Annotated in this window: 21 protein-coding genes; 19 read left to right on the top strand and 2 right to left on the bottom strand. The window is 71.6% G+C overall.

Features of this window, described 5'->3' with window-relative positions; translation table 11 throughout:
• From ACLJN9_RS24945 to ACLJN9_RS24865, 17 genes are all read left to right on the top strand, one after another.
• Window positions 1-1,913: family 16 glycoside hydrolase (locus ACLJN9_RS24945; protein WP_410813996.1), on the top strand; the 1,913-nt coding region annotated here is incomplete at its 5' end.
• A gap of 218 nt (window positions 1,914-2,131) precedes the next feature.
• Entirely contained in the window at window positions 2,132-3,160 is a 1,029-nt protein-coding gene (locus ACLJN9_RS24940) for a DUF4331 family protein (RefSeq protein ID WP_410813994.1), read from the top strand.
• A gap of 566 nt (window positions 3,161-3,726) precedes the next feature.
• Window positions 3,727-4,569, top strand: coding sequence for a DUF1684 domain-containing protein (locus ACLJN9_RS24935; RefSeq protein ID WP_410813992.1), 843 nt, complete (start codon window positions 3,727-3,729; stop codon window positions 4,567-4,569).
• Window positions 4,570-4,601: 32 nt separating this feature from the next.
• The gene (locus ACLJN9_RS24930; protein WP_410813990.1) at window positions 4,602-5,141 is read left to right on the top strand and encodes a flavin reductase family protein; all 540 of its coding nucleotides are present in this window, start codon (window positions 4,602-4,604) and stop codon (window positions 5,139-5,141) included.
• A gap of 545 nt (window positions 5,142-5,686) precedes the next feature.
• Window positions 5,687-7,330 carry an ABC transporter substrate-binding protein gene (locus tag ACLJN9_RS24925; RefSeq protein WP_410813987.1) on the top strand — a complete coding sequence of 548 codons (1,644 nt, stop codon included), beginning with the start codon at window positions 5,687-5,689 and terminating at the stop codon, window positions 7,328-7,330.
• On the top strand, window positions 7,327-8,256 hold the full coding sequence (locus ACLJN9_RS24920; protein ID WP_410813985.1) for an ABC transporter permease: 930 nt from the start codon (window positions 7,327-7,329) through the stop codon (window positions 8,254-8,256). Before ACLJN9_RS24925 ends, ACLJN9_RS24920 begins: the two co-directional genes overlap by 4 nt.
• Before the next feature lie 4 nt (window positions 8,257-8,260).
• Window positions 8,261-9,145, top strand: coding sequence for an ABC transporter permease (locus tag ACLJN9_RS24915; protein ID WP_410813983.1), 885 nt, complete (start codon window positions 8,261-8,263; stop codon window positions 9,143-9,145).
• Window positions 9,145-10,785 carry a dipeptide ABC transporter ATP-binding protein gene (locus ACLJN9_RS24910; RefSeq protein ID WP_410813982.1) on the top strand — a complete coding sequence of 547 codons (1,641 nt, stop codon included), beginning with the start codon at window positions 9,145-9,147 and terminating at the stop codon, window positions 10,783-10,785. Before ACLJN9_RS24915 ends, ACLJN9_RS24910 begins: the two co-directional genes overlap by 1 nt.
• A 14-nt stretch (window positions 10,786-10,799) precedes the next feature.
• Window positions 10,800-12,008 carry an LLM class flavin-dependent oxidoreductase gene (locus tag ACLJN9_RS24905; RefSeq protein WP_410813980.1) on the top strand — a complete coding sequence of 403 codons (1,209 nt, stop codon included), beginning with the start codon at window positions 10,800-10,802 and terminating at the stop codon, window positions 12,006-12,008.
• 15 nt (window positions 12,009-12,023) lie between these two features.
• Window positions 12,024-13,376, top strand: coding sequence for an NtaA/DmoA family FMN-dependent monooxygenase (locus ACLJN9_RS24900; protein WP_410813978.1), 1,353 nt, complete (start codon window positions 12,024-12,026; stop codon window positions 13,374-13,376).
• Window positions 13,373-13,906, top strand: coding sequence for a GNAT family N-acetyltransferase (locus ACLJN9_RS24895; protein ID WP_410813976.1), 534 nt, complete (start codon window positions 13,373-13,375; stop codon window positions 13,904-13,906). The genes ACLJN9_RS24900 and ACLJN9_RS24895 overlap by 4 nt, the downstream gene beginning before the upstream one ends.
• On the top strand, window positions 13,903-14,967 hold the full coding sequence (locus ACLJN9_RS24890) for an LLM class flavin-dependent oxidoreductase (RefSeq protein WP_410813974.1): 1,065 nt from the start codon (window positions 13,903-13,905) through the stop codon (window positions 14,965-14,967). Before ACLJN9_RS24895 ends, ACLJN9_RS24890 begins: the two co-directional genes overlap by 4 nt.
• An 18-nt stretch (window positions 14,968-14,985) precedes the next feature.
• Window positions 14,986-16,113: an LLM class flavin-dependent oxidoreductase gene (locus ACLJN9_RS24885; RefSeq protein ID WP_410813972.1), complete on the top strand. Its 1,128-nt coding sequence runs from the start codon at window positions 14,986-14,988 to the stop codon at window positions 16,111-16,113.
• A gap of 57 nt (window positions 16,114-16,170) precedes the next feature.
• Complete coding sequence (locus ACLJN9_RS24880) at window positions 16,171-17,103, top strand: amino acid ABC transporter permease (RefSeq protein ID WP_410813970.1); 933 nt, start codon at window positions 16,171-16,173, stop codon at window positions 17,101-17,103.
• Window positions 17,100-17,864 (top strand): amino acid ABC transporter ATP-binding protein, encoded by a 765-nt coding sequence (locus ACLJN9_RS24875; protein ID WP_410813968.1) that lies wholly within the window; start codon window positions 17,100-17,102, stop codon window positions 17,862-17,864. Before ACLJN9_RS24880 ends, ACLJN9_RS24875 begins: the two co-directional genes overlap by 4 nt.
• Window positions 17,865-17,875: 11 nt before the next feature.
• A complete protein-coding gene (locus ACLJN9_RS24870) occupies window positions 17,876-18,850 on the top strand; it encodes an ABC transporter substrate-binding protein (protein WP_410813966.1) in 975 nt (324 codons plus the stop codon).
• Window positions 18,847-19,563: a GNAT family N-acetyltransferase gene (locus ACLJN9_RS24865; RefSeq protein ID WP_410813964.1), complete on the top strand. Its 717-nt coding sequence runs from the start codon at window positions 18,847-18,849 to the stop codon at window positions 19,561-19,563. Before ACLJN9_RS24870 ends, ACLJN9_RS24865 begins: the two co-directional genes overlap by 4 nt.
• Window positions 19,564-19,629: 66 nt before the next feature.
• Here ACLJN9_RS24865 and ACLJN9_RS24860 read toward each other — a convergent pair whose 3' ends face one another.
• Both ACLJN9_RS24860 and ACLJN9_RS24855 read right to left on the bottom strand, forming a co-directional pair.
• On the bottom strand, window positions 19,630-20,784 hold the full coding sequence (locus tag ACLJN9_RS24860; RefSeq protein ID WP_410813961.1) for a hypothetical protein: 1,155 nt from the start codon (window positions 20,782-20,784) through the stop codon (window positions 19,630-19,632).
• A 12-nt stretch (window positions 20,785-20,796) separates the two neighbouring features.
• Window positions 20,797-22,008: an acyl-CoA dehydrogenase family protein gene (locus ACLJN9_RS24855; RefSeq protein ID WP_410813959.1), complete on the bottom strand. Its 1,212-nt coding sequence runs from the start codon at window positions 22,006-22,008 to the stop codon at window positions 20,797-20,799.
• A 337-nt stretch (window positions 22,009-22,345) separates the two neighbouring features.
• Here ACLJN9_RS24855 and ACLJN9_RS24850 point away from each other — a divergent pair, with 337 nt between their 5' ends.
• Complete coding sequence (locus ACLJN9_RS24850; protein WP_410813957.1) at window positions 22,346-22,492, top strand: hypothetical protein; 147 nt, start codon at window positions 22,346-22,348, stop codon at window positions 22,490-22,492.
• Entirely contained in the window at window positions 22,489-23,742 is a 1,254-nt protein-coding gene (locus tag ACLJN9_RS24845; RefSeq protein ID WP_410813955.1) for a YeiH family protein, read from the top strand. The genes ACLJN9_RS24850 and ACLJN9_RS24845 overlap by 4 nt, the downstream gene beginning before the upstream one ends.
• Window positions 23,743-23,816: the final 74 nt, after the last annotated feature.

Here is a 23,816-nt window from a genome sequence, read left to right as displayed (position 1 = left end):
GCCTCGAAGCCGGCATCTCGGAGGTCAACATCGGCCCCGACGGCGCCATCTACGTCGGCGGCCTCGGCGCCGGCGGCAACTGGGGCCAGGACGGCAAACTGACATACGGGCTGCAGAAACTCACCCCCAACTCCACGAACACCTTCGAGATCCTCGCGATGCGGGCCACCGCCGGCGGCTTCGAGCTGGAGTACACCCAGCCGATCTCCACCGACACGGCGGCGGACCTGGCCGCCCACTACAAGGTCAAGCAGTGGCGGTACGTGCCGACCGCCGACTACGGCGGCCCGAAGGTCGACGAGGAGACGCTGGGCGTCACCTCGGCCACCCTCTCGGCAGACCGGAAGAAGGTCACCCTCGCCGTCGACGGTCGCAAGGCCGGCCGGGTCGTCTACGTCCGCTCGCCCCGTCCGTTCACCTCCGAGGACGGCCAGTCGCTGTGGAGCACCGAGGCCTGGTACACCCTCAACGCCATCCCCGGCAGCACCCCGCCGCCGCCGACCGGCGGCACGAACCTGGCGCTCAACAAGCCGGCCACCGCGGACAGCTCCTGCTCGGCGACCGAGGCCCCGGCCAAGGCCGTCAACGGCAGCGTGGCCGGCGGCAATGGTGACAAGTGGTGCTCCACCGGCGCCGACCAGTACCTCCAGGTCGACCTCGGCAGCCCTCAGGACGTGAACCGGTTCGTCGTCAAGCACGCCGGCGCGGGCGGCGAGGACACCGCCTGGAACACGAAGAACTTCACCATCGCCACCAGCACCGACGGCTCGAACTGGACGACCCGCACCACGGTCGCGGGCAACACCGCCAGCACCACCACCCACGACATCGCAGCGGTCACGGCACGCTACGTACGCCTGAACATCACCGCACCGACCAACACGACCGATCCCGCGGCCCGGATCTACGAATTCGAGGTGTACGGCGATGCCGGCGGCGGGTCGGGCACCATCACCGGCGTCGGCGGCAAGTGCCTCGACGTCAGCGACTCGGCAACCGCTGACGGCACGAAGATCCAGCTCTGGACCTGCAACGGCACCAACGCCCAGAAGTGGAGCCGGGTCGGCGACACCTACCGGGTGCTGGGCAAGTGCCTGGACGTGTCCGCCGGCGGCACCGCCAATGGCACGAAGGTGCAGCTCTGGACCTGCAACGGCAGTGGCGCGCAGGTCTGGCAGCCGCAGTCCAACGGCTCCATCCTCAACCCACAGTCCGGCAAGGTCCTCGAGGCTGCCGGCGGCAGCACCGCCGACGGCACCCAGATCCAGATCTGGGAGTACGCCGGCGGCGACAACCAACGCTGGTCGATCGACGGTGCTGGCACCGAGCGCGTCACGCTCTTCGACGGCGACGGCCTGGACGCCTGGCAGAGCACCGGAGGTGGGGCGGCGACCTGGCCGGTGGCGAACGGTTCGGTGGAGGCCCTGGGCGGTGACATCCGGACCACGCAGACCTTCGGTGACTTCCGCTTGCACGTCGAGTGGTACGAGCCGACCTATCCGGCGAACGTCACCGGGCAGGCGCGTGGCAACAGTGGCATCTACCTGCAGGATCGTTACGAACTCCAGGTCCTCGACTCGTACGGCGACACATCGCTGGACAACAGCGAGGCGGGGTCCATCTACAGCCGCAAGGCGGCCGACAGCAATGCGGCGACCGCCCCCGAGACGTGGCAGACCTACGACGTCACCTTCCGTGCCGCCCGCTTCGACGGATCGGGCAACAAGACGGAGGACGCCCGGGTGAGCGTCCGCTGGAACGGCACCCTGGTCCACGATGACGTGCCGATCTCCAGCCCGACCGGCGGCGGTGCGGCCGAGAGCGCGGCCGGCGGACCGATCCGACTCCAGGACCACGGCGACCCGGGCGCCAACGTCCGATACCGCAACATCTGGATCGAACCGCTGACCTGACCGTACGGACCAGCAGCGACGTACTGCCGGGTGGCGGCGGGATGATGGCACAGCCCTCCATCCCGCCGCCATCACGGCACCCGGAATCGAGGCAGGCCCGCCGATGGCCGGTGGGCCGACCGAGGGGGCCGGACCTGACCGATTGCCCGGAGTGGCCGGCAGTGGCGTGTTAGGAAGGAATGCCGCATCAGCCACTTTTCGACGCATGGAGACCCGCGATGTCGCACCACCTCGACTCGACCGAAGCGCAGCAGGACTCCCGCCTCGATCTGACCGACCAGTACATCTTCGCGGGCGAGAGCGGCACGGCCTTCCTCATGGCGATGAACAGCTCCGCCAAGCAGACCGCGCCGGGCTTCCATCCGGAGGCGCGCTACGAGTTCAAGGTCCACCTCGACGGCGAGCTCACCGAGGCCTTGACCTACCGCTTCACCTTCGGCCCCGCCGACGCGAGCGGACAGCAGCAGGTGACGCTGCACCTGCTCGCCGGAGGCCAAGCGCGGGACGACGGCGCCCAGGGGAGCCTGCTGGCGCAGGGGCGGACCAACGAGGTGATCGACAACGGCGACGGTGTCCGGATATTCGCCGCGACCGTCGCCGACCCGTTCTACCTCGACCTCGACCAGCTCGCCGGGTTCACGGCCGCCATCCAGCAGGGCACGACGATCGAGCCCGGCACGTGGCGGGCCGATGCCGCGAAGAACACCTTCCAGGAGGGTACGGTCGCCGCGATCGCCATGGAGATACCGAGGACCGACGCCACCCTCACCAGCGGCCGACGCATCGCCTCGTGGGCGGTCACCAAGCTCGCCACCGACGCCGGTGGCTGGCGACAGGTCAACCGGTGCGCGCACCCGATGATGTCGCCGATCTTCCGTCCGGCCGACGGTGACTGGGCCAACGAGGCCAACCACCGCCACCCTTCTGAGGACCTACGCGCCGACGGCGACAAGATCGCCCGGCTCGTGCAGGGCCTCGTCGCGGCATACGGAACCGCGGCCGACCCGGCGGCCTACGGCCACGCTCTGGCGCAACGGCTCCTGCCCGACCTGCTGGCGTACGAGATCGGCAGCCCCGCCTGCTACGGCTTCGACCGGCACAACGGGCGCGCCCTGGTCGACAACGCGGCCGAGGTGATGTTCTCCCTCACCAGCAACGCCGCCATGTCGTGCGGCCTGTCCCCGGCCGGTACCGCGAAGGCCCGGCAGGAATCCTTCCCGTACGTCGTCGCCGCAGGCACGAAGTAGCCCACGCTGGTGCCTCCCCGCCGCGGCTGTGCCGCCGGGAACACGGCCTACGTCCCGCTGCCGGCACGGGAAGGCTGCCGCAGGTGATCGAGATGCGGACGGCTGGCCGGGGTCCTCGACGTGGGCGGCCCGGGCCGGCAGCCTGAGTCAGCCGGAAACTCGCGGTGCTCGTCCGGCCGGAGGAGCTTCGTCATGCGGCGGGCAAAGGCGGCCCGACAAATCCGGACACCACGGTGACAACCATCCAGGTCTCGGCTGTCGGCACCCTGGAGACTTGAAATCCTACCTGTTCGATAGGAAAATGGAGGCATGCTGCTCGTTCGGCTGTTCACCTCCCGCCGGGTCGTCGACCTGATGCGGGTTGCCGCACAACTGTGTCCTGGAGCGCCGCTCCAGGCCTGATGGTCACCTGCTTCCGGCCGTCCTCGTCCCGCTGCGGGGGTCCCGGTCGCCTCCGTGCCGCGCCGCTGCCGGAGAGGTGCCTCCTGAGCGTTCAACCTGGTCTGGCGTTCGGCTGGACGCCGCTGTCGCCGTGCGATCTCATCAACCGACCCCGGGAGGCACCCGTGACCGTCACCCCGACCGACACCGATGACACCTTCGTCCGCGCGTGGCAGGAATGGCACCGCGCACACGAGCGGGCGTTGGCCGACCCGCACGGCTTCCTCGCCGTCACCGGGTTGCACTGGCTCACCCCGCAGGCCCAGCGGTTCCCCGACGTGCCGGGGGAGTGGCACACCGACAACGAGAGCGTGTCGGTCACCCTTGCCGGCGGTGAGCGTCTCACGGTCGACGGGCGGCCGGTGACGGGCCGGCACGCGTTCGGGCCGATCGCCGAACGGGGCGGAGTCACCGTCGACATCGATGGTGGGGTGCTGGAGGTCGCCCGTCGGGGTGGGCGATACCTCCTCCGGCCCCGCTTCCCGGACCACCCGCTGCGCACCCGCTTCCGGGGCACCCCGGCGTTTCCGCCGGACCCGCGCTGGGTTCTGAGCGGGCTGTTCGTGCCGTTCGACGTGCCACGGCCGACCACCGTCGGCGCTGCGGTGGAGGGCCTGCAGCACATCTATGACGCTCCGGGCCGGATCGAGTTCGAGGTCGACGGGGTGTCGCTGCGCCTCACCGCGTTCAACGGCGCGGCGCCCGGAAGCCTGTCGGTGCTGTTCACCGACGCCACCTCCGGGGTCAGCACCTATCGCGCCAACCGGTCGCTGGCCGTCGGGGCGCCGGATGCACGAGGTCGGGTGACAGTGGACTTCAACCGGGCGACCAATCTGCCATGCGCGTACACCGACTTCGCGACCTGCCCGTTGCCGCCGGCGGAGAACCGACTGCCGGTCGCCGTCGAGGCCGGCGAGAAGATCCCCTACGAGCGGCTGGCGACCCCTGAGCGCGTCGGGCAGCCGTGACCCCTTCCTCACCCACCCCACGGGAGGACGCCATGACCCTGTCCACCGATACCCCCGCGCCGGTCGACGCCGACGCCGACGCGCTGCGGACGCTGCTGCGGCACCAGGCCAGCACCGTCACGGTGGTCACCGCGCCCGGCTCACCGGCGGTTGGTTTCACCGCCACCTCGTTCACCTCGGTGTCGCTGACCCCACCGGTCGTATCGTTCTGCCTGAACCTTGGATCGTCCAGCTGGCCCACCGTGGCCGGGGCGCGGCACGTGGGTGTGCACCTGCTCGCCCACCACCAGCAGGAGCTTGCTCGGACCTTCGCCACCAGTGGCATCGACCGGTTCGCCGAGCCGACCCGATGGCGTACCGGGCCGGAGGGGGTGCCGATCCTCGACGACACCCTGGCCTGGCTGCTCTGCCGTGTCGTCGAACGGGTGACCGTCGGCGACCACGCCGTCATCCTCGCCGAGCCGGAGCTGCTCCGGCACGCCGACGTCGGGTCGCCGCTGCTCTACCACCGTGGCCGCTATGCCGGCCTGGCGACGGGCACCGACGAGGTGGCCCGGCGCCCGGCCGCCTGACGTCGACCGGCGTCACCGACGCGGGGCCGGCGTCCGGGCCGCCCCCGTCGTGACGGCCGGGCAACCACCCGAGTGCGGTGATCAGCCAACGGGGCCCTGAACCAGCAGCGCCCCGAGCCAACAGGGCCCGCGGACCAGGCCGGATCGCTGAGGTCTGGCCGCACGGCACAATACCTATAAATCCTATAGCCTAAGTAGGTATTGCGTCAACGAAATCGCGGGTCCGCGTGCGATAACCGACATCCGCTCACGTGTTCGTTGACAACGTCGGACCGAGCGGGTGGACTCGGCGCATGTCCAGCGAGCTGCGGTTGACGATCCGCGGCCACATCGACTTCGGTCGGGTGTGGTCGAGTTCCTGTCTGCGCTGACCCGGTAGACCCCGAACCGGACCCGGCACGCCGTCCCGGCCTGCCGAGGTGGGGCTCACCGCCGAGCTGACCGCCGTTGCACCCATCGACGACACACCCTTCCCGGCCCGCGCGACCGCGCCCGGCCGACCGTCGTCGTACCCGTTGCCGCCTGTCTGGACAGGAGACCCCGTCATGCCCGTACGCCGCCTACGGACCCTCGTCGCCGTCACCCTCGCACCCCTGCTCGCGTTCGCCGCCGGTTGCTCCACCGGCACCGTGCCGGCCGCCGAGGCCGCCGGCCAGCCGCGCACCGGCGGCGCGCTCACCTGGGCCGTCGAGACCGAACCGATCACCCTCAACCCGCACCAGTACGCGCAGGCCAAGGCCCGCCTCCTGGTCTGGAACAGCTTCGAGTCGCTGCTCACCTACGACAAGCAGGGCAAGCTGGTGCCGTGGCTGGCCACCGGCTGGCAGGGCACGCCCGACGGCCGGACGTACACCCTGACGTTGCGGGACGGGATCAGCTTCTCCGACGGCACACCCTTCGACGCGGCGGCCGTCAAGGCCAACGTCGACAAGCTCCGCGAACCCGGGTACGCGCCGGGCGTCGCCGCCGTGCAGCTGCGCAACCTGAAGGCCGTCGACGCCGTCGATCCACGCACCGTACGGCTCACCCTGACCGTCCCGGACGTGCTCATCCTCGACTTCCTCGCCTCCCCGCAGGGTGCCCAGGTCTCGCCGAAGTCACTCCGCGAGGCGAAGAACCTCAAGGCCGGCGGCGTCGACGTCGCCGGCACCGGACCCTTCGTGCTGGACCGCTACGTCCCGGGTCAGGAGCTGCACTACCGACGCAACCCCGACTACGACTCGGCGCCGCCCACCGCGTCGCACACCGGCCCGGCCTACCTCGACGAGATCACCTACCGGTTCCTCAAGGAATCCGCGGTCCGCGTCGGCGCCCTCACGTCGAGCCAGGTGCAGGTCGTCGAGGGGGTGCCCGCCACCGACCAGCCACTGGTCACCGGCAACCCCAAGCTGCGTCTGAGCCGCGAGCTCAACTCCGGCTCCGCCTACTCCTACTACTTCAACGTCTCCCACGCGCCCTTCGACGACCTGCGGGTCCGGCAGGCGTTCCGGGAGGCGCTCGACGTCGACACGGTGCTGAAGTCGGTCTACCGGGACACCGCCACCCGGGCCTGGAGCGTGATCAGCCCGTCCAGCCCGCTCTACGACAAGCGACTCGAAGGTGGGTACGGCGGCGACTCAACCAAGGCCAACGGCCTGCTCGACCAGGCCGGCTGGGCGACGCGGGACGCCGACGGCTACCGGGTCAAGGACGGCAAGCGACTCACCGTACGGCTGGTGCAGTCCGCCCCGTTCGTCCGCGACCGCCGTGACGTCCTCGCCCAGGCGGTGCAGGCGGCGGTGAAGCAGAGCGCCGGCATCGACCTGAAGGTGTCCCTCGTCGACCAGGGCAGCGCCAACCAGGCCTTCGAGCGCAACGAGTTCGAGGTCTTCGACAACTCCCGCGCCGACACCGACGCCGGGGCCGCGCTGAACCTGCTGCTGCACTCCAAGGGAGGGATCAACCGCACCCGGGTCAACGACCCGCGAATCGACCAGCTCCTGGAATCCGGCCAGGCCACCGCCGATCCGACGAAGCGGGCCGGCATCTACGCCGACCTTCAGCAGCGGGTCGTGGCCGAGCAGGCCCTGGCCCTGCCGCTCTACGCCCCGGCCGACCAGATCGCCGCCAGCACCACCGTGGGTGGGGTCCGCTTCGAGCCCACCGCCGGTGTGCCCGCCAGCGCGTACGACCTGTGGATCGGCAGGTGAGCGCCGTCCGTGCGGTGATCCGGCGGCTCGGCGCCGGGCTGGTCGTGCTCTGGATCGCTGCCACCGCCGCCTACCTGGCACTGCTGGCCGCGCCCGGCACCACCGTGGACACCATCGTCGGAGACGGCGCCGACACCCCGCAGATCCGCGCCGAGATCATCGCCGAGTGGGGCCTGGAGCGGCCCGCCGTCGTGCAGTACCTCGACTATCTGCACCGGCTCGCCGGCGGCGACCTGGGCCGCTCCTACCTGCTGCAACGTCCCGTCGCCGAGGTGATCGGTGAACAGCTCGCCCCCACCCTCACCCTGGCCGCCTGCGCGGCGGGACTCGGCACGCTCCTCGCCGTCGTTCTCGCGGTCGCCACCGCCGGGGACCGCCGGCCGTGGCTGCGCCGCGCCAGCTCCGGCAGCGAACTGCTGCTGGTCTCCACCCCGCCGTTCCTGATCGGCATCGTGCTGCTCAGCGGGCTGTCGTTCCGGTTCGGGCTCTTCCCGGTCTCGGGCGACCAGGGCGTCGGCGCGCTGGTGCTGCCGGCCGTCACGCTGGCGCTGCCCATCGCCGGACTGCTCGCCCAGGTGCTCCGCGACGGCCTCGACCGCGCCCTCGACGAGCCGTTCGCGCTCACCGCGCGGGCCCGTGGGGTGCCGGAACGGACCGTGCTGCTGCGCCATGCCCTGCGGCACGCCCTGCTGCCGGCCGTCACCCTCGCCGGTTGGCTCTTCGGCATCCTGCTCGGCGGCGCCGTGATCATCGAACAGGTCTTCGGTCGGCCCGGCCTCGGCCAGGTCACCCTGACCGCGGTGACCAGCAAGGACATGCCGGTGGTGCTGGCCGTGGTCACCCTCTCCGCCGCCGTCTACGTCGTGGTCAACACCGCTGCCGACCTGGCGTACCTGCTGGTCGACCCGCGCCTGAGAAGGAGCTGACCGGATGACCGTCACCCTGGGGCCTGCCGAGGCCCCCGCGCTCACCCTGGCCGGCCAGCCGGTTCCGGCCGTACGCCGGCGGTTCCGGACGCGCCCCGGCCTGCTCGCCGCCGGCGGCTACCTGATCCTGCTGGCCGTCGCCGCGGTCCTGCCGACGGCGCTGGCTCCCGGGGACCCGCTCGCGGCCGATCCGCTGGCCGTGCTCACGGCGCCGAGCGCGGAGCACTGGTTCGGCACCGACCACCTCGGCCGCGACGTCTGGACGCGGGTGGTGCACGGCGCCGCGCACTCGCTCACCATCGGTGTGGCCGCCACGGCCATCGCGGTGACCGGCGGCGTGCTTCTCGGGCTGCTCGCGGGGCTCGCCCACCGGGTCGCCGACGAGGCGCTCAGTCGCAGCTTCGACGCGCTGTCGGCGTTTCCCCTGCTGCTGCTGGCGCTGCTGCTCATCACCGTCGCCGGGCCGGGCACCGTCAGCCTGATCGTCGCCATCGGCATCGCCACGCTGCCGCACCACGCCCGGGTCGTCCGCGGGCAGACCCTGCTGGTACGCCGTGCCGCCTACGTGGAACAGGCGGTCACCTACGGACTGTCCCGACATCGACTGGTGCTGCGGCACGTCCTGCCCAATGTGGTCGGTCCGGTGCCGGTGCTCGCCGTGATCGGGCTCGGCGAGGCGATCCTGGCCGCCGCCGGGCTCAGCTTCCTCGGCATGGGTCCGCAGCCGCCGTCGCCCGAGTGGGGCTCGATGCTGTCCGAGGGACGCAACTACCTTCAGGTGGCCTGGTGGATCAGCATGCTGCCCGGTGTGGCGGTCACCGCCACCGTGGTGGCGCTGACCGTCGTCGGACGGCACTGGCAGGCCCGCTTCGACGGGCGGAGCCGCTGATGGCCCCCCTGGTCGCGGTCGAGGACCTGCACGTCGACTTCGACACCCCGACCGGTCGGGTGGCCGCGGTCCGCGGAATCAGCTTCACCGTCGAGCCGGGTGAATGCGTGGCCGTCGTCGGTGAGTCCGGCTCCGGCAAGAGCGTCACCGCGCGCACCCTGGTCGGGCTCGCCGGCTCGGGCGCGCAGGTCCGCGCCGCCCGGCTGGAGATCGCCGGTCAGGACGTGCGCGGCCTCCGGCCACGGGACTGGCGGCGGATCCGCGGTCGGCTCGCCGGGCTGGTCCTGCAGGATGCGCTGGTCTCCCTGGACCCACTGCGGACCGTGGGCGCCGAGATCGGCGAGGTGCTCGCCACCCATGCCATCGTGAGCCGCCGGGAACGCGCCGGCCGGGTCACGCACCTGCTCGACCAGGTCCACCTGCCGGAGCCCGAGCGCCGGGCCCGGCAGTACCCGCACCAGCTCTCCGGCGGGCTGCGACAGCGGGCGCTGATCGCCTCGGCGATCGCCGGCGAACCGGCGCTGCTCGTCGCCGACGAGCCGACCACCGCGCTGGACGTCACCGTGCAGGCGCAGATCCTGCGGCTGCTGGCCGAGCGGCGGGCCGCCGGCGTGAGCCTGCTGCTGATCAGCCACGACCTGGCGGTGGTCGCCCAGGTCGCCGACCGGGTGCTGGTCATGCGGGATGGTCGGATCGTCGAGGACGGCCCGACCGACCGGCTGCTGCGGGCTCCGACGCATCCGTACACCCGGCAGTTGCTCGCCGCCGTGCCCTCGGCCACCTCCCGGGGGCACCGGCTCGGCGCCGCAGCCGAGGCGCCGCGCAACGGCAACGGCCCCACCCGGGTGGCCCTACCCGCCCGGCCCGAGATCCGCCCCGACGACACCGTGCTCGAGGCGGTGGGGCTGACCAGGAGCTACGGCGACCACACGGTCGTGCGGGATGTCTCCTTCTCGGTGGCGCGGGGCGAGACGCTCGGCGTGGTGGGGGAGTCCGGCTCCGGCAAGAGCACTGTCGCCCGGATCGTCGCCGGTCTGCTCGACGCCGATGCCGGCACCGTGCGCTTCGAGGGCAAGCCGTGGTCCGAGGCGTCCGAGCGGAGACGCCGCCCGCTGCGCCGCCGGCTGCAGTTGATCTCGCAGGACTCGTTGAGCTCCTTCGACCCCCGCTACACCGTCGCCCGGGTCGTCGCGGAGAACCTCGACCCGGACGTGGACCGGGCCGACCGGAGGGACCGGGTGGTGGAGTTGCTCCGCCGGGTCGGCCTCGCACCGGAGTTGCTGGACCGGCATCCCCGGGCGCTGTCCGGTGGGCAGCGGCAACGGGTCGCCATCGCCCGCGCGATCGCCCCCCGGCCCAGCCTGATCATCTGCGACGAACCGGTCTCGGCCCTCGACGTCTCCGTCCAGGCCCAGGTCCTCGATCTGCTCGCCGACCTGCGCGCCGCCGACGGCACCGCCCTGCTGTTCATCTCCCACGACCTGGGCGTGGTGCACCACCTCAGCGACCGGGTGCTGGTCATGCACGACGGCGCCGTGGTCGAACAGGGGCCTGTGGGCGACATCTTCACCTATCCCCGACACGACTACACACGATCGCTGCTCGACGCGCTGCCCCCGCTCGTCACCGCCGGCAGATAGTAGGAGGAACACCCATGCCGCAGAAGACCCTGCACCTGGCCGTCGCCCTGGACGGCCTCGGTTGGCACCCCGCCGCCTGGCGGCTCTCCCACGCCGACCCCGCCGCGCCGCTGACCGCCGACTACTGGGCCGCCCTGGCAGCCGAGGCCGAGAACGGCACACTGGACCTGCTGACCATCGAGGACAGTCTCGGCCTCCAGTCGTCCCGGTTCGACGGCCCCGACGGCCGAACCGACCAGCTCCGGGGACGACTCGACGCGGTGCAGATCGCCGCCCGGGTCGCCCCTCTGACCCGGCACGTCGGGCTGGTACCGACCACCAGCGTCACCCACACCGAGCCGTTCCACCTGTCCACGGCGGTGGCCAGCCTCGACTACGTCAGCGGCGGCCGGGCCGGCTGGCGACCCCGGGTCTCCGCGCAGCGGGCCGAGGCGGGGCACTTCGGTCGCCGCGACCTCCCCCCGCTGGACCCGACCCGGCTCGGCGAACCCGCGGCGGTACGCCTCGTCGGCGACCTCTTCACCGAGGCCGGCGACGCGGTGGAGGTGGTCCGCCGGCTCTGGGACAGCTGGCAGGACGACGCGGAGATCAGGGACGTGGCGACCGGCCGCTTCGTCGACCGGGATCGGCTGCACTATGTCGACTTCGTCGGCCGCTGGTTCTCGGTCAAGGGCCCCTCCATCGTGCCCCGGCCGCCGCAGGGGCAACCGGTGGTCGCCGCGCTGGCCCACTCGTCGGTGCCGTACGCCTTCGCCGCTCGGCACGCCGACGTCGTCTTCGTGACCCCCACCGACGCCGAGCACGCGGCCACGATCGTCGCCGAGGTGCGGGCCGCCGAGGAGACCGTCGGACGCGGGGAACCGCCGCTGCGCGTTCTCGCCGACCTCGTCGTCCTGCTCGACGCGACGCCCACGCTGGCCCGGCAGCGCCGCGCCCGCCTCGACCAGCTCGACGGCGCGGAGTTCAGCTCGGATGCGGCGATCTTCACCGGCACCGCCGCGCAACTGGCCGACCTGCTCGCCGAGTGGCAGCGGGCCGGCGTGGACGGTTTCCGGCTGCGTCCCGCCGTGCTTCCCGACGACCTGACCGCGATCACCCGCGCGCTGGTGCCCGCGCTGCGCGACCGGGGCCTGTTCCGCGCCGACTATCCGGGCGGGACGCTGCGCGACCTGCTCGGCCTGCCCCGGCCCGCCAACCGGTACGCCGCCGCGGCGACCGCCTGACCTGTGGAGACCGTCGTGCCCAAGCAGATCATCCTCGCCGCCCACTTTCCCGGCGTGAACAACACCACCGTGTGGAGCGATCCGGCCTCCAGCAGCCAGATCGACTTCGCCTCCTTCGTCCACCTGGCCCGCACCGCCGAACGCGGAAAGTTCGACTTCTTCTTCCTCGCCGAGGGGTTGCGCCTGCGCGAGCAGCGCGGCCGCATCCACGACCTGGACGTGGTCGGCCGCCCGGACACCCTGACCGTGCTGGCCGCCCTCGCCGCCGTCACCACCCACCTGGGGCTGGCCGGAACCCTGAACACCACCTTCCGCGAGCCGTACGAGCTGGCCCGGCAGTTGGCCAGCCTCGACCACCTGTCCGGTGGACGGGCCGCGTGGAACGTCGTCACCACCTCCGACGCGTTCACCGGGGAGAACTTCCGTCGGGGCGGTTACCTGGACCGCTCGCTGCGGTACGAGCGGGCCGCCGAGTTCGTGCGTACCGCCCGGGAGCTGTGGGACTCGTGGCCGGCGGACGCGATCGTGGGTGACCGCGACGCCGGCCGGTACGTCGCCGACGGGGACCCTGGCGCCTTCGCCCGCCACGGCGACCAGTTCGACATCGCGGGGCACTTCACGGTGCCGCGCAGTCCGCAGGTGCACCCGGTGATCCTGCAGGCCGGTGACTCGCCCGACGGCCGGGAGTTCGCCGCGTCCAGTGCCGACGCGATCTTCTCCCGCCACGGCACGCTGGAGGCCGGCCAGGAGTTCTACCGCGACGCCAAGTCCCGGCTGGCCCGGTACGGCCGCTCACCCGACGACCTGAAGATCATTCCAGGGGTGACCGTCGTGCTCGGCGACACCGACGCCGAGGCGCAGGAGCGGGCCCACCACATCCGCCGTCAGCAGGTCAGCCCGCAGACCGCGATCCTGCTGCTGGAGCAGCTGTGGAACCGGGACCTGTCCGGCTACGACGCGGAGGGCCCGCTGCCCGCCGAGGACCCGGACGTGTCGGCCGACTCGATCAGCCGCGGCCGCGCCGGAATGTATCCGGATCCGGTGGCCACCGCCCGGCAGTGGCGGGCTCTGGCACAGGACAAGGGCCTCGGCATCCGTGACCTGATCATCGAGGTGACCGGCCGGCAGTCCTTCATCGGCACCCCACGGCAGGTCGCCGAGCGGATGAACCACTTCGTGCAGGCCGAGGCCGCCGACGGCTTCATCCTGGTCCCACACCTGACACCCGGCGGCCTTGACGAGTTCGTCGACCTGGTCGTCCCGCTGCTGCAGGAGAGCGGAGTGTTCCGCACCGAGTACACCGGCACCACCCTGCGCGACCACCTCGGCCTCGGCGCCGCCCGACCGGCTCCGGCGGCCCTGCGGTGAGCGCCCCTGCCACCGTCGCCCCCGTCGTCGTCTGCCGGCGGCGCTGGGACGATGCCGACGCCGTACGGCTGCGCGCGGCCATGACTCGCGAGATGCGGGAGCGGTATGCCGACCGGCTCAGCGACCCCATCCACCTGCCTCCAGCCGAGGTGGTCGGCGCGGCCTCCGTCGCCTGGACCGGCGTCGCCTACACCCCGGCGGCCACGCCGGTCGGGCACGCCGCGTTGCGGTGGCACGGCGACGACCTGGAACTCAAGCGGATGTACGTCGTGCCGGCGCACCGGGGCCGCGGCGTCGCCGCGCTGCTTCTCACGGCCATCGAGGACGCCGCGGCGCACCTCGGCGCACGGCGGATCGTGCTGCAGACCGGGGACCGCCAACCCGATGCCGTCCGCCGCTACGAGCGCGCCGGCTACGTGCGGATCCCGGTCTTCCCGCCGTACGACGTCCTGCCCTGGTCGCTGTGCTTCGCCCGAACCCTCGTACCGCCGACGGATCCGGATCGGCCCGGAAGGACGGAACCCGCATGAAGTTCCTGCTCATCACCCTCATCACCCATCTGCCCGACCCGGTCACCGGGCGGCGCAAGAGCACCACCGAACGGTTCCGCGAGGTCGTCGACAACGCGGTGCTCGGCGAGGAGTTGGGCTTCGACGGGTACGGCGTCGGCGAGCGCCACGAGCGGCCCTTCATCTCCTCCTCGCCGCCGGTGGTGCTCAGCCACATCGCCGCCCGTACGTCGACCATCCGGCTCTTCACCGCGGTCACCACCCTCAGCCTGCTGGACCCGGTCCGGGCCTACGAGGACTACGCCACCCTGGACCACCTGTCCGGCGGCCGGCTCGAGCTGATCATCGGCAAGGGCAACGGCGCCGCCCAGGCGTCTCTGTTCCACGTCACCGCCGAGGACCAGTGGGAGCGCAACCGGGAGGGCTACGAGCTGTTCCGCAGGCTGTGGCGGGAGGACAGGGTGACCTGGTCGGGGCGGTTCCGACCGTCGCTGACCGACGCCGAGACCTGGCCCCGGCCACTGCAACAGCCCATCCGGGTCTGGCACGGCAGTGCCACCAGCAGGGAATCGGTCGACCTGGCCGCCCGCTACGGCGACCCGCTCTTCTCCGCCAACGTCACCAACCCGATCGAGCCGTACGCAGAGTTGATCCGCTACTACCGCGAGCGGTGGCTGCACTACGGCCACGACCCCGCCGACGCCCTGGTGGGCGCCGGCACCGCCGGCTTCTACGCGGCGCGGACCTCGCAGGAGGCGGTCGAGACCTACCGGCCCATCTTCGACGCCCGGATCGCGGCGTTCCGGAAGGTCGGCGTCCAGCCCGTCTTCGAGACGATCGAGGACGCCATCGACCGCAGCTCGATCCTGGTCGGCAGCCCTCAGCAGATCATCGACAAGGTGCTGCGCTACCACGAGCAGTTCGGCCACGAGGTGATCCACCTGCAGGCCGACTCCGACGGCCTCACCGACAAGCAGCACCGGCAGACCCTGGAGCTGTTCCAGAGCGAGATCGCCCCCGCGCTCCGCCGGGCGATCCCGAGCCGCCCGCTGCACCGACTGCCGACCACCGTCACCGCCTGAAACACGAAAAGGAGCACCATGCCCCCGACGCCACTGTCCGTGCTCGACCTGTCCCCGCTGCCCGCGGGCGGCACTGTCGGCGATGCCCTGCGCAACACCGTCGACCTGGCCCGCCGCGCCGAGGAGTTCGGCTACCGGCGGTACTGGCTCGCCGAACACCACCTCGCCCCCGGAGTCGCCAGCGCCGCTCCGGCGGTGCTGATCGGGCAGGTCGCCGCCGCCACCAGCCACATCCGGGTCGGCTCGGGTGCGGTGCAACTCGGCCACCAGACCGCGCTGGCCGTGGCGGAACAGTTCGGCACCCTGGACGCGCTGCACCCGGGCCGGATCGACCTGGGACTCGGCCGTTCCGGTCAGCGCCGTGCCGAGGCGAAGCAGGAACTCGCCAGCGACGCCCCGCCCCCTCGCGCCGAGGCTCGGGTGGTCGACGGGTTGCTCATCCCGCCGCCGTTCTCGTTCGCGAAACTCCTCGCCTCACCTCGCGCCGCGCTGCACTCCGCGCTGCTGCAACAACCGGGCGCCCGGTCACCGGGTTTCGCCGAGCAGGTCGGGGACCTCCTCGCCCTGCTGCGCGGCGACTACCACGACGCCGACGGCCTCGACGCCCACGCGATACCCGGTGAGGGCGCCGACCTCGAGGTGTGGCTGCTGGGCAGCAGTGGGGGAGAGAGCGCCCAGCTCGCCGGCGCGCTCGGGCTGCCGTTCGCCGCCAACTACCACGTGAGCCCGGCCACCGTGCTCGACGCGGTCGAGGCGTACCGGGCGGCGTTCCGGCCCTCGGCAACCCGGGCCGAGCCGTACGTCATCGTCTCCGCCGACGTGGTCGTCGCACCCGACGACGCCACCGCGAGGCGCCTCGCCGCGCCGTACGGACTGTGGGTACGCAGCATCCGCAGTGGACTCGGTGCGATTCCGTTCCCGAGCCCCGAGCAGGCCGCCGCACTCCCGTGGACCCAGGAGGACCGGGACCTGGTGGCAGACCGGATCGACACCCAGTTCGTCGGCACGCCGACGACCGTGGCGCAGCAGCTGCGAACCCTGCGGGATGTCACCTCGGCCGACGAACTGCTCATCACCACGATCACCCACGCGCACGCCGACAGGGTCGGCTCCTACGAGCTGCTCGCCAAGGAATGGCATGGCTGAGCCGCGCTCACGTCCCTACCGGCCGGGGCTGACGACAACCAGCGTCCGGAGGTATCCGTGAGTCTGCTGTCCAGGCCCGCCGCAGCACCCGAGACGGCTCATCCGCCCACGCTGATCGTGGTGCCCGCCCGGCACCCGGGTCGCTGGATAGCCTCCGCCGCGGCGCTGGTGCTCGCCGCACAGTTCGCCCACGGGCTCGTCACCAACCCGGGCTGGGACTGGCCGACGTTCGCCGGCTACTTCCTCGAACGCTCCGTGCTCCAGGCGCTGCTGACCACTCTGGAGCTCACCCTGGCCGGGGCGGTGCTGGGGTTCCTCGGTGGAATCGCGCTGGCCGCCATGCGACTGTCCCGCAGCCCCGTCCTGCAGGCGCTCAGCTGGACCTACATCTGGGTGTTCCGCTCCGTTCCGCTCATCGTGCAGCTGCTCTTCTGGGCGAACCTCGGCTACCTCTACGACAGTCTGCAACTCGGTGTGCCGTTCGGGCCGGGCTTCTTCCAGGTGCAGACCGCGAACCTGATCGGGCCGTTCGGGGCCGCGCTGCTCGGTCTCACCCTGCACCAGGCGGCCTACGCGGCGGAGATCGTCCGCTCCGGCATCCTCTCGGTCGACCAGGGTCAACTGGAGGCCGCCGCCGCGCTGGGTATTCCCCGACTGCGTCAGTTCCACCGGATCGTGCTGCCGCAGGCGATGCGGGCGATCCTGCCCAGCGCCGCCAACGAGCTGATCAACCTGTTGAAGAGCACCTCGGTGGTCTACGTACTGGCCATCGGCGAACTGTTCTACCAGGTCCAGGTGGTCTACGGCCGCAACGGACGCGTCGTGCCACTGCTGATGGTCGCCACCGTGTGGTACGTCATCCTCACCGCACTGCTGTCGGTCCTGCAGTTCTATGTCGAGCGGCACTTCGCCCGTGGGGCGCTGCGCACGCTGCCCCAGACGCCGCTGCAACGCCTGCGCGCCGGTCTGCGTCGGGTGGTGACCCGATGACCGCCATGGTGGACGTCCGAGGCGTGCACAAGACGTTCGGCACGCACGAGGTGCTCAACGGCATCGACCTGACCGTGCCGGCGGGCAGTGTGACAGTCGTCCTCGGGCCCTCGGGTTCCGGCAAGTCCACGCTGCTGCGGTCGATCAACCATCTGGAGAAGGTGGATCGGGGCACGATCAGGGTGGACGGCCAGCTCATCGGCTACCGCGAGAGCGGCGACCGGCTGCACGAACTCGGTGAGCGGCAGATCCTGCGGCAGCGTGCCGACATCGGCTTCGTGTTCCAGAGCTTCAACCTCTTTCCCCATCTGACCGCCCTCGACAACGTCGCCGAGGCGCCGATCGCCACCGGACGCCGACGGCGTGCCGAGGCCCTGACGTACGCCCGGCAACTGCTCGACCGGGTCGGCCTGGCCGACAAGGCCACCGCCTACCCGAGACAGCTCTCGGGGGGCCAGCAACAGCGGGTGGCGATCGCCCGGGCGCTGGCCCTGGACCCGAAGCTCATCCTCTTCGACGAACCCACCTCCGCGCTCGATCCCGAACTGGTCGGTGAGGTGCTCGACGTGCTGCGGGCGTTGGCCCGCGCCGGCACCACGATGATCGTGGTCACCCACGAGATCGGGTTCGCCCGGGAGGCCGCCGACACGATCGTGTTCCTCGATGCCGGACGCGTCGTCGAACAGGGCCCTCCGGCGCAGGTTCTCGACCATCCCACCCACGAACGCACCCGGGCATTCCTGTCCAAGGTCCTCATCTAAGGAGTCACTCCATGCGTGCTCGCCCCCTCCTGCTCGCCGTTGTCCTGGCCCTTGGCCTGACCGCCTGCGCGGCGCCCAAGGAAACTCCCCGCGCCGCCGCGGCCGCCACCCCCGGTGCCACCCCGTTGGCCGTCAACGACGGCCCCGACCAGAAGCGCATCGTGCCGGCGAAGGTCGACGCCATCGCGGCGCTCCTGCCCGCGGACATCCGTTCCGGCGGCACGCTCACGATCGGGGTCGGCGCCGCCGGGGCGGGCTTTCCGCCACTGGCCTTCACGGCCACCGACAACAAGACCCTGATCGGCAACGAGCCCGACATCGCGGTGGCCGTGGCCGGGATCCTCGGCCTGCAACCGAAGTTGGAGAACACCTCCTGGGAGAACCTCTTCGTCGGCCTGGACAGCGGCAAGTACGCCGTCGGCGCCTCCAACATCACCGTCACCGAGGAGCGCAAGGAGAAGTACGACTTCGCCACGTACCGGCTGGACAACCTCGCCTTCGAGGCGAAGAAGGGTGCGGCCTGGAAAGTCACCGGCCCGAAGGACGTCGCCGGGAAGCGGATCGCGGTCGGCTCCGGCACCAACCAGGAGAAGATCCTCGTCGAGTGGAGCGCGGAGGCGAAGCGGCAGGGCCTGGCACCGGTGGACATCAAGTACTACCAGACCAACCAGGCCACCTACCTGGCGTTGGGCTCCGGCCAGATCGACGCGTACCTCGGGCCCAACCCGAGCGTCGCCTACCACGTGGCCGTGGCCGGTCAGAGCGAGATCATCGGGACCTACTCCGGTGCCGGTGCCGCCCTGCAGGGCAAGATCGCACTGACCACGAAGAAGGACAGCGGCCTGGTCAAGGCGCTCGCGGCGGCCGTCGACGAACTCATCCGTTCCGGCGACTACGGCCGGATCCTCGCCCGCTGGAACCTCGCCAACGAGGCGGGCGACAAGTCGGAGATCAACCCGCCGGGCCTGCCGAAAGAGGGCAAGTGACCGACACCCGTACGGACGAGATCCTGGACAACCCGGTGTGGGCCGCGCTGGCCGGCCCACACCGGGAGTTCGCCGAGACGCACGGCCGGGCCGCCCGCTACCAGACCGACGTCGCGCCGTTCACCTGCGTGCGCGGGGACGACGACGAGGGCGTCTGGGCCGACCTGGCCGCGCTCGTCGGACCCGGCGCGACCGTTGCGGTGACCGGGACGGCCGCGGCGTTGCCCCCCGGCTGGACCGTCGAGAACGAGATAGCCGGGGTGCAACTGGTGGACGTCGGCGTCGAGGCGGCCGAGGATCCGGAGGCGGTGCGGCTGAGCGCCGCCGACCTTCCGGACATGCTCTCCCTGGTCGCCCGCACCCAACCGGGGCCGTTCCTGCGCCGGACCGTCGAACTCGGCACCTACCTGGGCATCCGACGGGGCGGCGCGCTGGTCGCGATGGCCGGCGAGCGCCTGCACCCGCCCGGCTGGACCGAGATCAGCGCGGTCTGCACCGCCCCTGAGGTGCGGGGCCAGGGCCTGGCGACCCGACTGGTCCGGGCCGTCGCGGCCGGCATCCGCGCCCGCGACGAGCGGCCCTTCCTGCACGCCGCCGCCAGCAACACAGGGGCGATCCGACTGTACGAGTCGATCGGCTTCACGCTACGCAGGAATACCACGTTCCGGGCGGTGCGGGTACCGGACAGCACGAAGCCGCTGCGCGTGGCGTGACGCGTCGGGCCCTGACGGACGTCTGTGGTGTGGTGGCGAGGCGGTGGTGCGCGCCACCACATCGCGTCAGGGGATGAGAGTGCGCAGGACCAGGTCGACCGCGCCGGTCAACGCCGGTACGACAAGGACCGCGATGGCGATCAGTGCCAGCGTCGCCCGGCGCGCCGGTGCGGCAAGGACCCGGTAGGCCCAGGTTCCCGCGGACGCACCACCCAGCATCAGCGCAGGCGCGACGCAGGCGGCGAGGGCGAACCAGGCGGGGGCGACGGCGACCCCCCAGACGAGGAAGGTGTGCAACCCGAAGGCCGCGCCCGCGAGCAGGTAGCGCGGTCCGAGGGCGCGGGGGCGTGGCAGCGCGAGGACGAGCGCCGCGGTGAGCAGGGGCAGACCGGAGGTCACCCGCTGGTCTGCCTCGAAGCCGTAACGCTGCGCCTCCGCGCCGGCCGTGCTGGTCAGGCTCAGCCCGACCAGCACGGCGACCACGAACCAGTAGCGCGCCCGCACGTCGACCGCGCGCAGGAACCCCAGGGCCAGCCCCGCCCAGGCCGCGGCGACGAGCACGTACGCCGGGCTGGTGTGCGTCAGGTTCGCCTGCGTGACGATCCGTACCAGGTGCTGGACGTCAGGGTTGACGCCCAGTGCCCCGGAGCTGCCGGCCGCCGAGGCGAACTCCCGGGTCGGGTAGTTCTGCAGCGGCCCCATGAACACCGCGCAGGCGAGCACCGTCAGGTAGCCGAGCAAATAGCGGGTCGCGCTCCACATCGGTCGGTGACCGGTGAGCGCGAGCCGGCACGACCAGAACCCGATGCTGATCAAAGCCAGTGAGCACCCCAGCATCGCGTGCGGGAACGACCAGTTGGTCTCGTCGAGGCCGAACGAGGTGTGCCAGACCGCGTCCGCCGGGCCGGCCAGGGCGATGCCCGCCATGCCCCCGGTGAGCAGGAGCAGGGCGCCCGGGTGCCGGTCACCCAGCACCGGAACCGGCCAGGGCAGCGCGAGGTCCGGCCCGAAACGGTTCCGCAGCACCGGACGCAGGTTGAGGACGGCGACCAGCACCATCGCGACCGCGGCCAGGGTGTAGATGAACACGTGCGGCGGGGAGAAGAACCCATCGAATGGCTGCGTGCGGTGGTATTCGCCGTCCCAGGACCCGCCGACGGCGAGGTCCACCGCGACCACCCACATCACCGCCCAGAGCACAGGCCAGGCGGTGTTCTGCACGGCTGGACCGGGCTAGAGCTGACCGTGGTTGGGGGGCAGGACATCACCGATCTCGTACGCGCCGAGGTGGTGGTATTTCCAGTCGACCGGGTCGTGGACGCTGTGGGTCCGGGCGTTGCGCCAGTGCCGGTGCAGGTCCCAGCGTTCGTCCGTGGCGCTCGTGCCACAGAGCGCGAACAGTTCACTGCCCGCCTCGACGGCCACCTCGCTGGCGAACGCCTTCGCCGCGGCCACGGCCAGCGACCCGGTCGCCGCGGCGGCCGCGTCGGCCGGGACGAGCCCGACCTGTTCGAGAACCCGAGCGGCGTCGGCCAGCAGAGCCTCCGCGGCCCGTACCCTCGCCGCGAGGCGGCCGTAGCGGTGCAGGACGTGCGGGTCGCCGGCCACCGACTCCGCTCCCGCCCGAGTTGCCTCGCTGCTCGGACGAGCCCGTTCGCGCAGGTAGGCGCGGGTGTCGTGGAGCGTGCCGCCGGCGATGCCGGTCTCGATCGCGCCGTGCACCAGTTGGGCTCGCGCGCCGAGTTGCTGTGGCACCGCGTACGCGCCCGCGTAGTCCAGGACCAGCTCGGGGGTGACGGCGACGGCCTCCAGGGTCGTGGTGCCGCTGATCGTGGCCCGCTGCCCCATGACGTTCCAGTCGGTGTCGACGGTGAGTCCGGCCGCGTCCCGAGGCACGAGCGCCAGACGCAGGCGGCCCTCCTCGTCGAGGGCGCTCACCGCGACCCACGCCGCCGTCAAGGCACCGGTGCAGTAGTACTTGCGACCGTCGAGCCTGATCGCGCCGTCACCGTCGGTGCGCAGGCGGGTGGCGAGGTCCTGGGCGTGGCGGCCCCCGCGCTCGGCCAGGGCGGTGCCGATGCGCCGGCCGGCGAGGACGTCGGCGAAGACACGCGCGCGTAGGTCGGGACCACCCCAGACGGCGAGGATGTCGACCACGAGGAAGTGACCCTGCGGCACCTGCGCGATGGACGGATCGACGCTCGCCAGTATGCGGGTCACGTCGGCCAGCGTACGGGGCCCGAGGCCCGGCCCGCCGTGCTCGACCGGGATGGTGATGCCGAGCAGGCCGGAGCTGTCGAGACCGACGAGCGCCTCCAGGGGGACGACGGTCGCGCCGTCGCGGTCCCGCTCGATCACTCCCGGCCGCAGGGCCTCCGCGACCCGGTGTGCCGTCGCCACCGCCTCATCGTGGGTGCGCAGCAGCGCCACGGGATGTTCGGTCACGCGCGCACGTTAGCAGGTCGAGCAGAGCGACCAGTATCGGTCGCGGCCGGGGTCGGGACGGCCGAGCCATAACCTACTCAGATGATGGGATTAGTAGGGTTAAGCATTGACCATGGCCGTCGCCGATGCTGCACTGGGATCATGCACGCCGCGCCTCTGATGACCCGGCGTCGCCACGTGGACTACGGACGCCTGGCGGCGTCCATGTGTCCCCTCCCCGCCTGACGGCCCCTCGCCGGCAACCCTGCCGACCCTCTCGCACCGCACGCACGCCGCAGACCTGCCGCAGGCGGGCAGGCCCGCGTATCCGCAGTTCCTCTCCTCGGGAGAAACCACCATGAGCGACACCCCCGAAACCGGGCCGGCGCCGACGCCGACCGACAACCGCTTTCGCATCAGCGAGGACTGGGCGGCGACCGTCGTCGGTCTCGTCCTGCTCGTCCTGATCCTCACCGGCGTCATCTCGAAGGGGATCCTGCAATGACCACCGCAACTCCGGCTGGCAGCCCGACCGACAGCGCTCCGGCGGCAGCGACCGACAGCGCTCCGGCTGGCAGCCCGACCGACAGCGCTCCGGCGGCAGCGACCGCGCCACCGACCAGCGACCCCGCCACTCCGATCAACGAGACCGACGCGCTCGCGCCCGAGCCGTCGGCCCGCACCGCGTGGCCATGGATCGTCGTCGGCCTCGCGCTCGTCCTGGTGCTGGCGTTTCTCACCAAGTTCCTGGACAAGAACGTCCCCGGCTGGTTGGCCGACACCGACCTGTCACGGGTGGCCAAGTCCATCGAATACCCGATCTATGCCATCGTGATCGGCCTGCTCGGCAACGTCGTCATCACCGTCACCGGCCTGCGCGATCGACTCGCGCCGGCGTTCCGGACCGAGTTCTTCATCAAGACCGGTCTGGTGCTGCTCGGTGTGTCCATCAACCTGTCGTTGCTGGTCACCGCGGCCGGCCCCGCGATTGTCCAGGCGCTGCTGCTGATCACCACCGTGTTCCTGTTCACCTGGTGGCTGGGCGGTGTGCTGAAGCTCGACGACAAACTCCGCGCCCTTCTGTCGTCGGCGGTCTCGATCTGCGGGGTCAGCGCGGCGATCGCCGCCGCCGGCGCCGTCAAGGCCAAGCGCGAGCAACTGGCGTACGCCGCCAGCCTGGTCATTCTCTTCGCGCTGCCGTCGATCTTCCTGCTGCCGTGGCTGGCCGACGTGTTCGGACTGTCGCCGGCCGTGGCCGGTGCCTGGATCGGCGGCAACATCGACACCACCGCGGCGGTCACCGCGGCCGGCACGCTGGCCGGTGACGACGCGCTCAAGATCGCCACGATCGTCAAGGTCACCCAGAACGCCCTCATCGGTGTGGTCGCGGTGGCGCTGACGGCCTACTTCGCGTACAAGGTCGAGCGCAGCACCACCTCGGCCCGGCCCCGCCCGATCGAGCTGTGGCGCCGCTTCCCGAAGTTCGTGATCGGGTTCATCGCGGCGTCGGTGCTCGGCACCATCTTTGCCAACTCGGTCTCGAAGGCGGACAACGCCGCGACCCAGGCGGTCGCCACGAACCTGCGCACCTGGTTCCTCATCCTCGCCTTCGTCAGCATCGGTCTGGAGTTCCGGGTCCGATCCCTGCGCGAGGCCGGTTGGCGTCCGATCGTGGTGTTCGCGAGTGCCACCGTCGTCAACATCGTCGTCGCCCTCGCCCTGGCCGCCATCCTGTTCCGCAACTTCACCCTCTGAGTCGCGGGAGATTCGACTCGTCGGGGCGGTGCGCCCCGAACGGCCCGACGAGTCGACTCTCGCGGGCGGAAGGG

Source organism: Micromonospora sp. 067-2 (assembly GCF_046549295.1).
Lineage (GTDB): Bacteria > Actinomycetota > Actinomycetes > Mycobacteriales > Micromonosporaceae > Micromonospora.
Note: the sequence above shows the minus strand (reverse complement) of the source record. Positions and strands in the feature narration are given on the sequence as shown.

Bases quoted from the DNA above. Each gene is read 5' to 3' on its own strand.
- ACLJN9_RS24940 (WP_410813994.1), top strand. From the start codon at position 2,132: ATGTCGCACCACCTCGACTCGACCGAAGCGCAGCAGGACTCCCGCCTC.
- ACLJN9_RS24930 (WP_410813990.1), top strand. From the start codon at position 4,602: ATGACCCTGTCCACCGATACCCCCGCGCCGGTCGACGCCGACGCCGAC.
- ACLJN9_RS24925 (WP_410813987.1), top strand. From the start codon at position 5,687: ATGCCCGTACGCCGCCTACGGACCCTCGTCGCCGTCACCCTCGCACCC.
- ACLJN9_RS24915 (WP_410813983.1), top strand. From the start codon at position 8,261: ATGACCGTCACCCTGGGGCCTGCCGAGGCCCCCGCGCTCACCCTGGCC.
- ACLJN9_RS24910 (WP_410813982.1), top strand. From the start codon at position 9,145: ATGGCCCCCCTGGTCGCGGTCGAGGACCTGCACGTCGACTTCGACACC.
- ACLJN9_RS24905 (WP_410813980.1), top strand. From the start codon at position 10,800: ATGCCGCAGAAGACCCTGCACCTGGCCGTCGCCCTGGACGGCCTCGGT.
- ACLJN9_RS24890 (WP_410813974.1), top strand. From the start codon at position 13,903: ATGAAGTTCCTGCTCATCACCCTCATCACCCATCTGCCCGACCCGGTC.
- ACLJN9_RS24885 (WP_410813972.1), top strand. From the start codon at position 14,986: ATGCCCCCGACGCCACTGTCCGTGCTCGACCTGTCCCCGCTGCCCGCG.
- ACLJN9_RS24875 (WP_410813968.1), top strand. From the start codon at position 17,100: ATGACCGCCATGGTGGACGTCCGAGGCGTGCACAAGACGTTCGGCACG.
- ACLJN9_RS24870 (WP_410813966.1), top strand. From the start codon at position 17,876: ATGCGTGCTCGCCCCCTCCTGCTCGCCGTTGTCCTGGCCCTTGGCCTG.
- ACLJN9_RS24850 (WP_410813957.1), top strand. From the start codon at position 22,346: ATGAGCGACACCCCCGAAACCGGGCCGGCGCCGACGCCGACCGACAAC.
- ACLJN9_RS24845 (WP_410813955.1), top strand. From the start codon at position 22,489: ATGACCACCGCAACTCCGGCTGGCAGCCCGACCGACAGCGCTCCGGCG.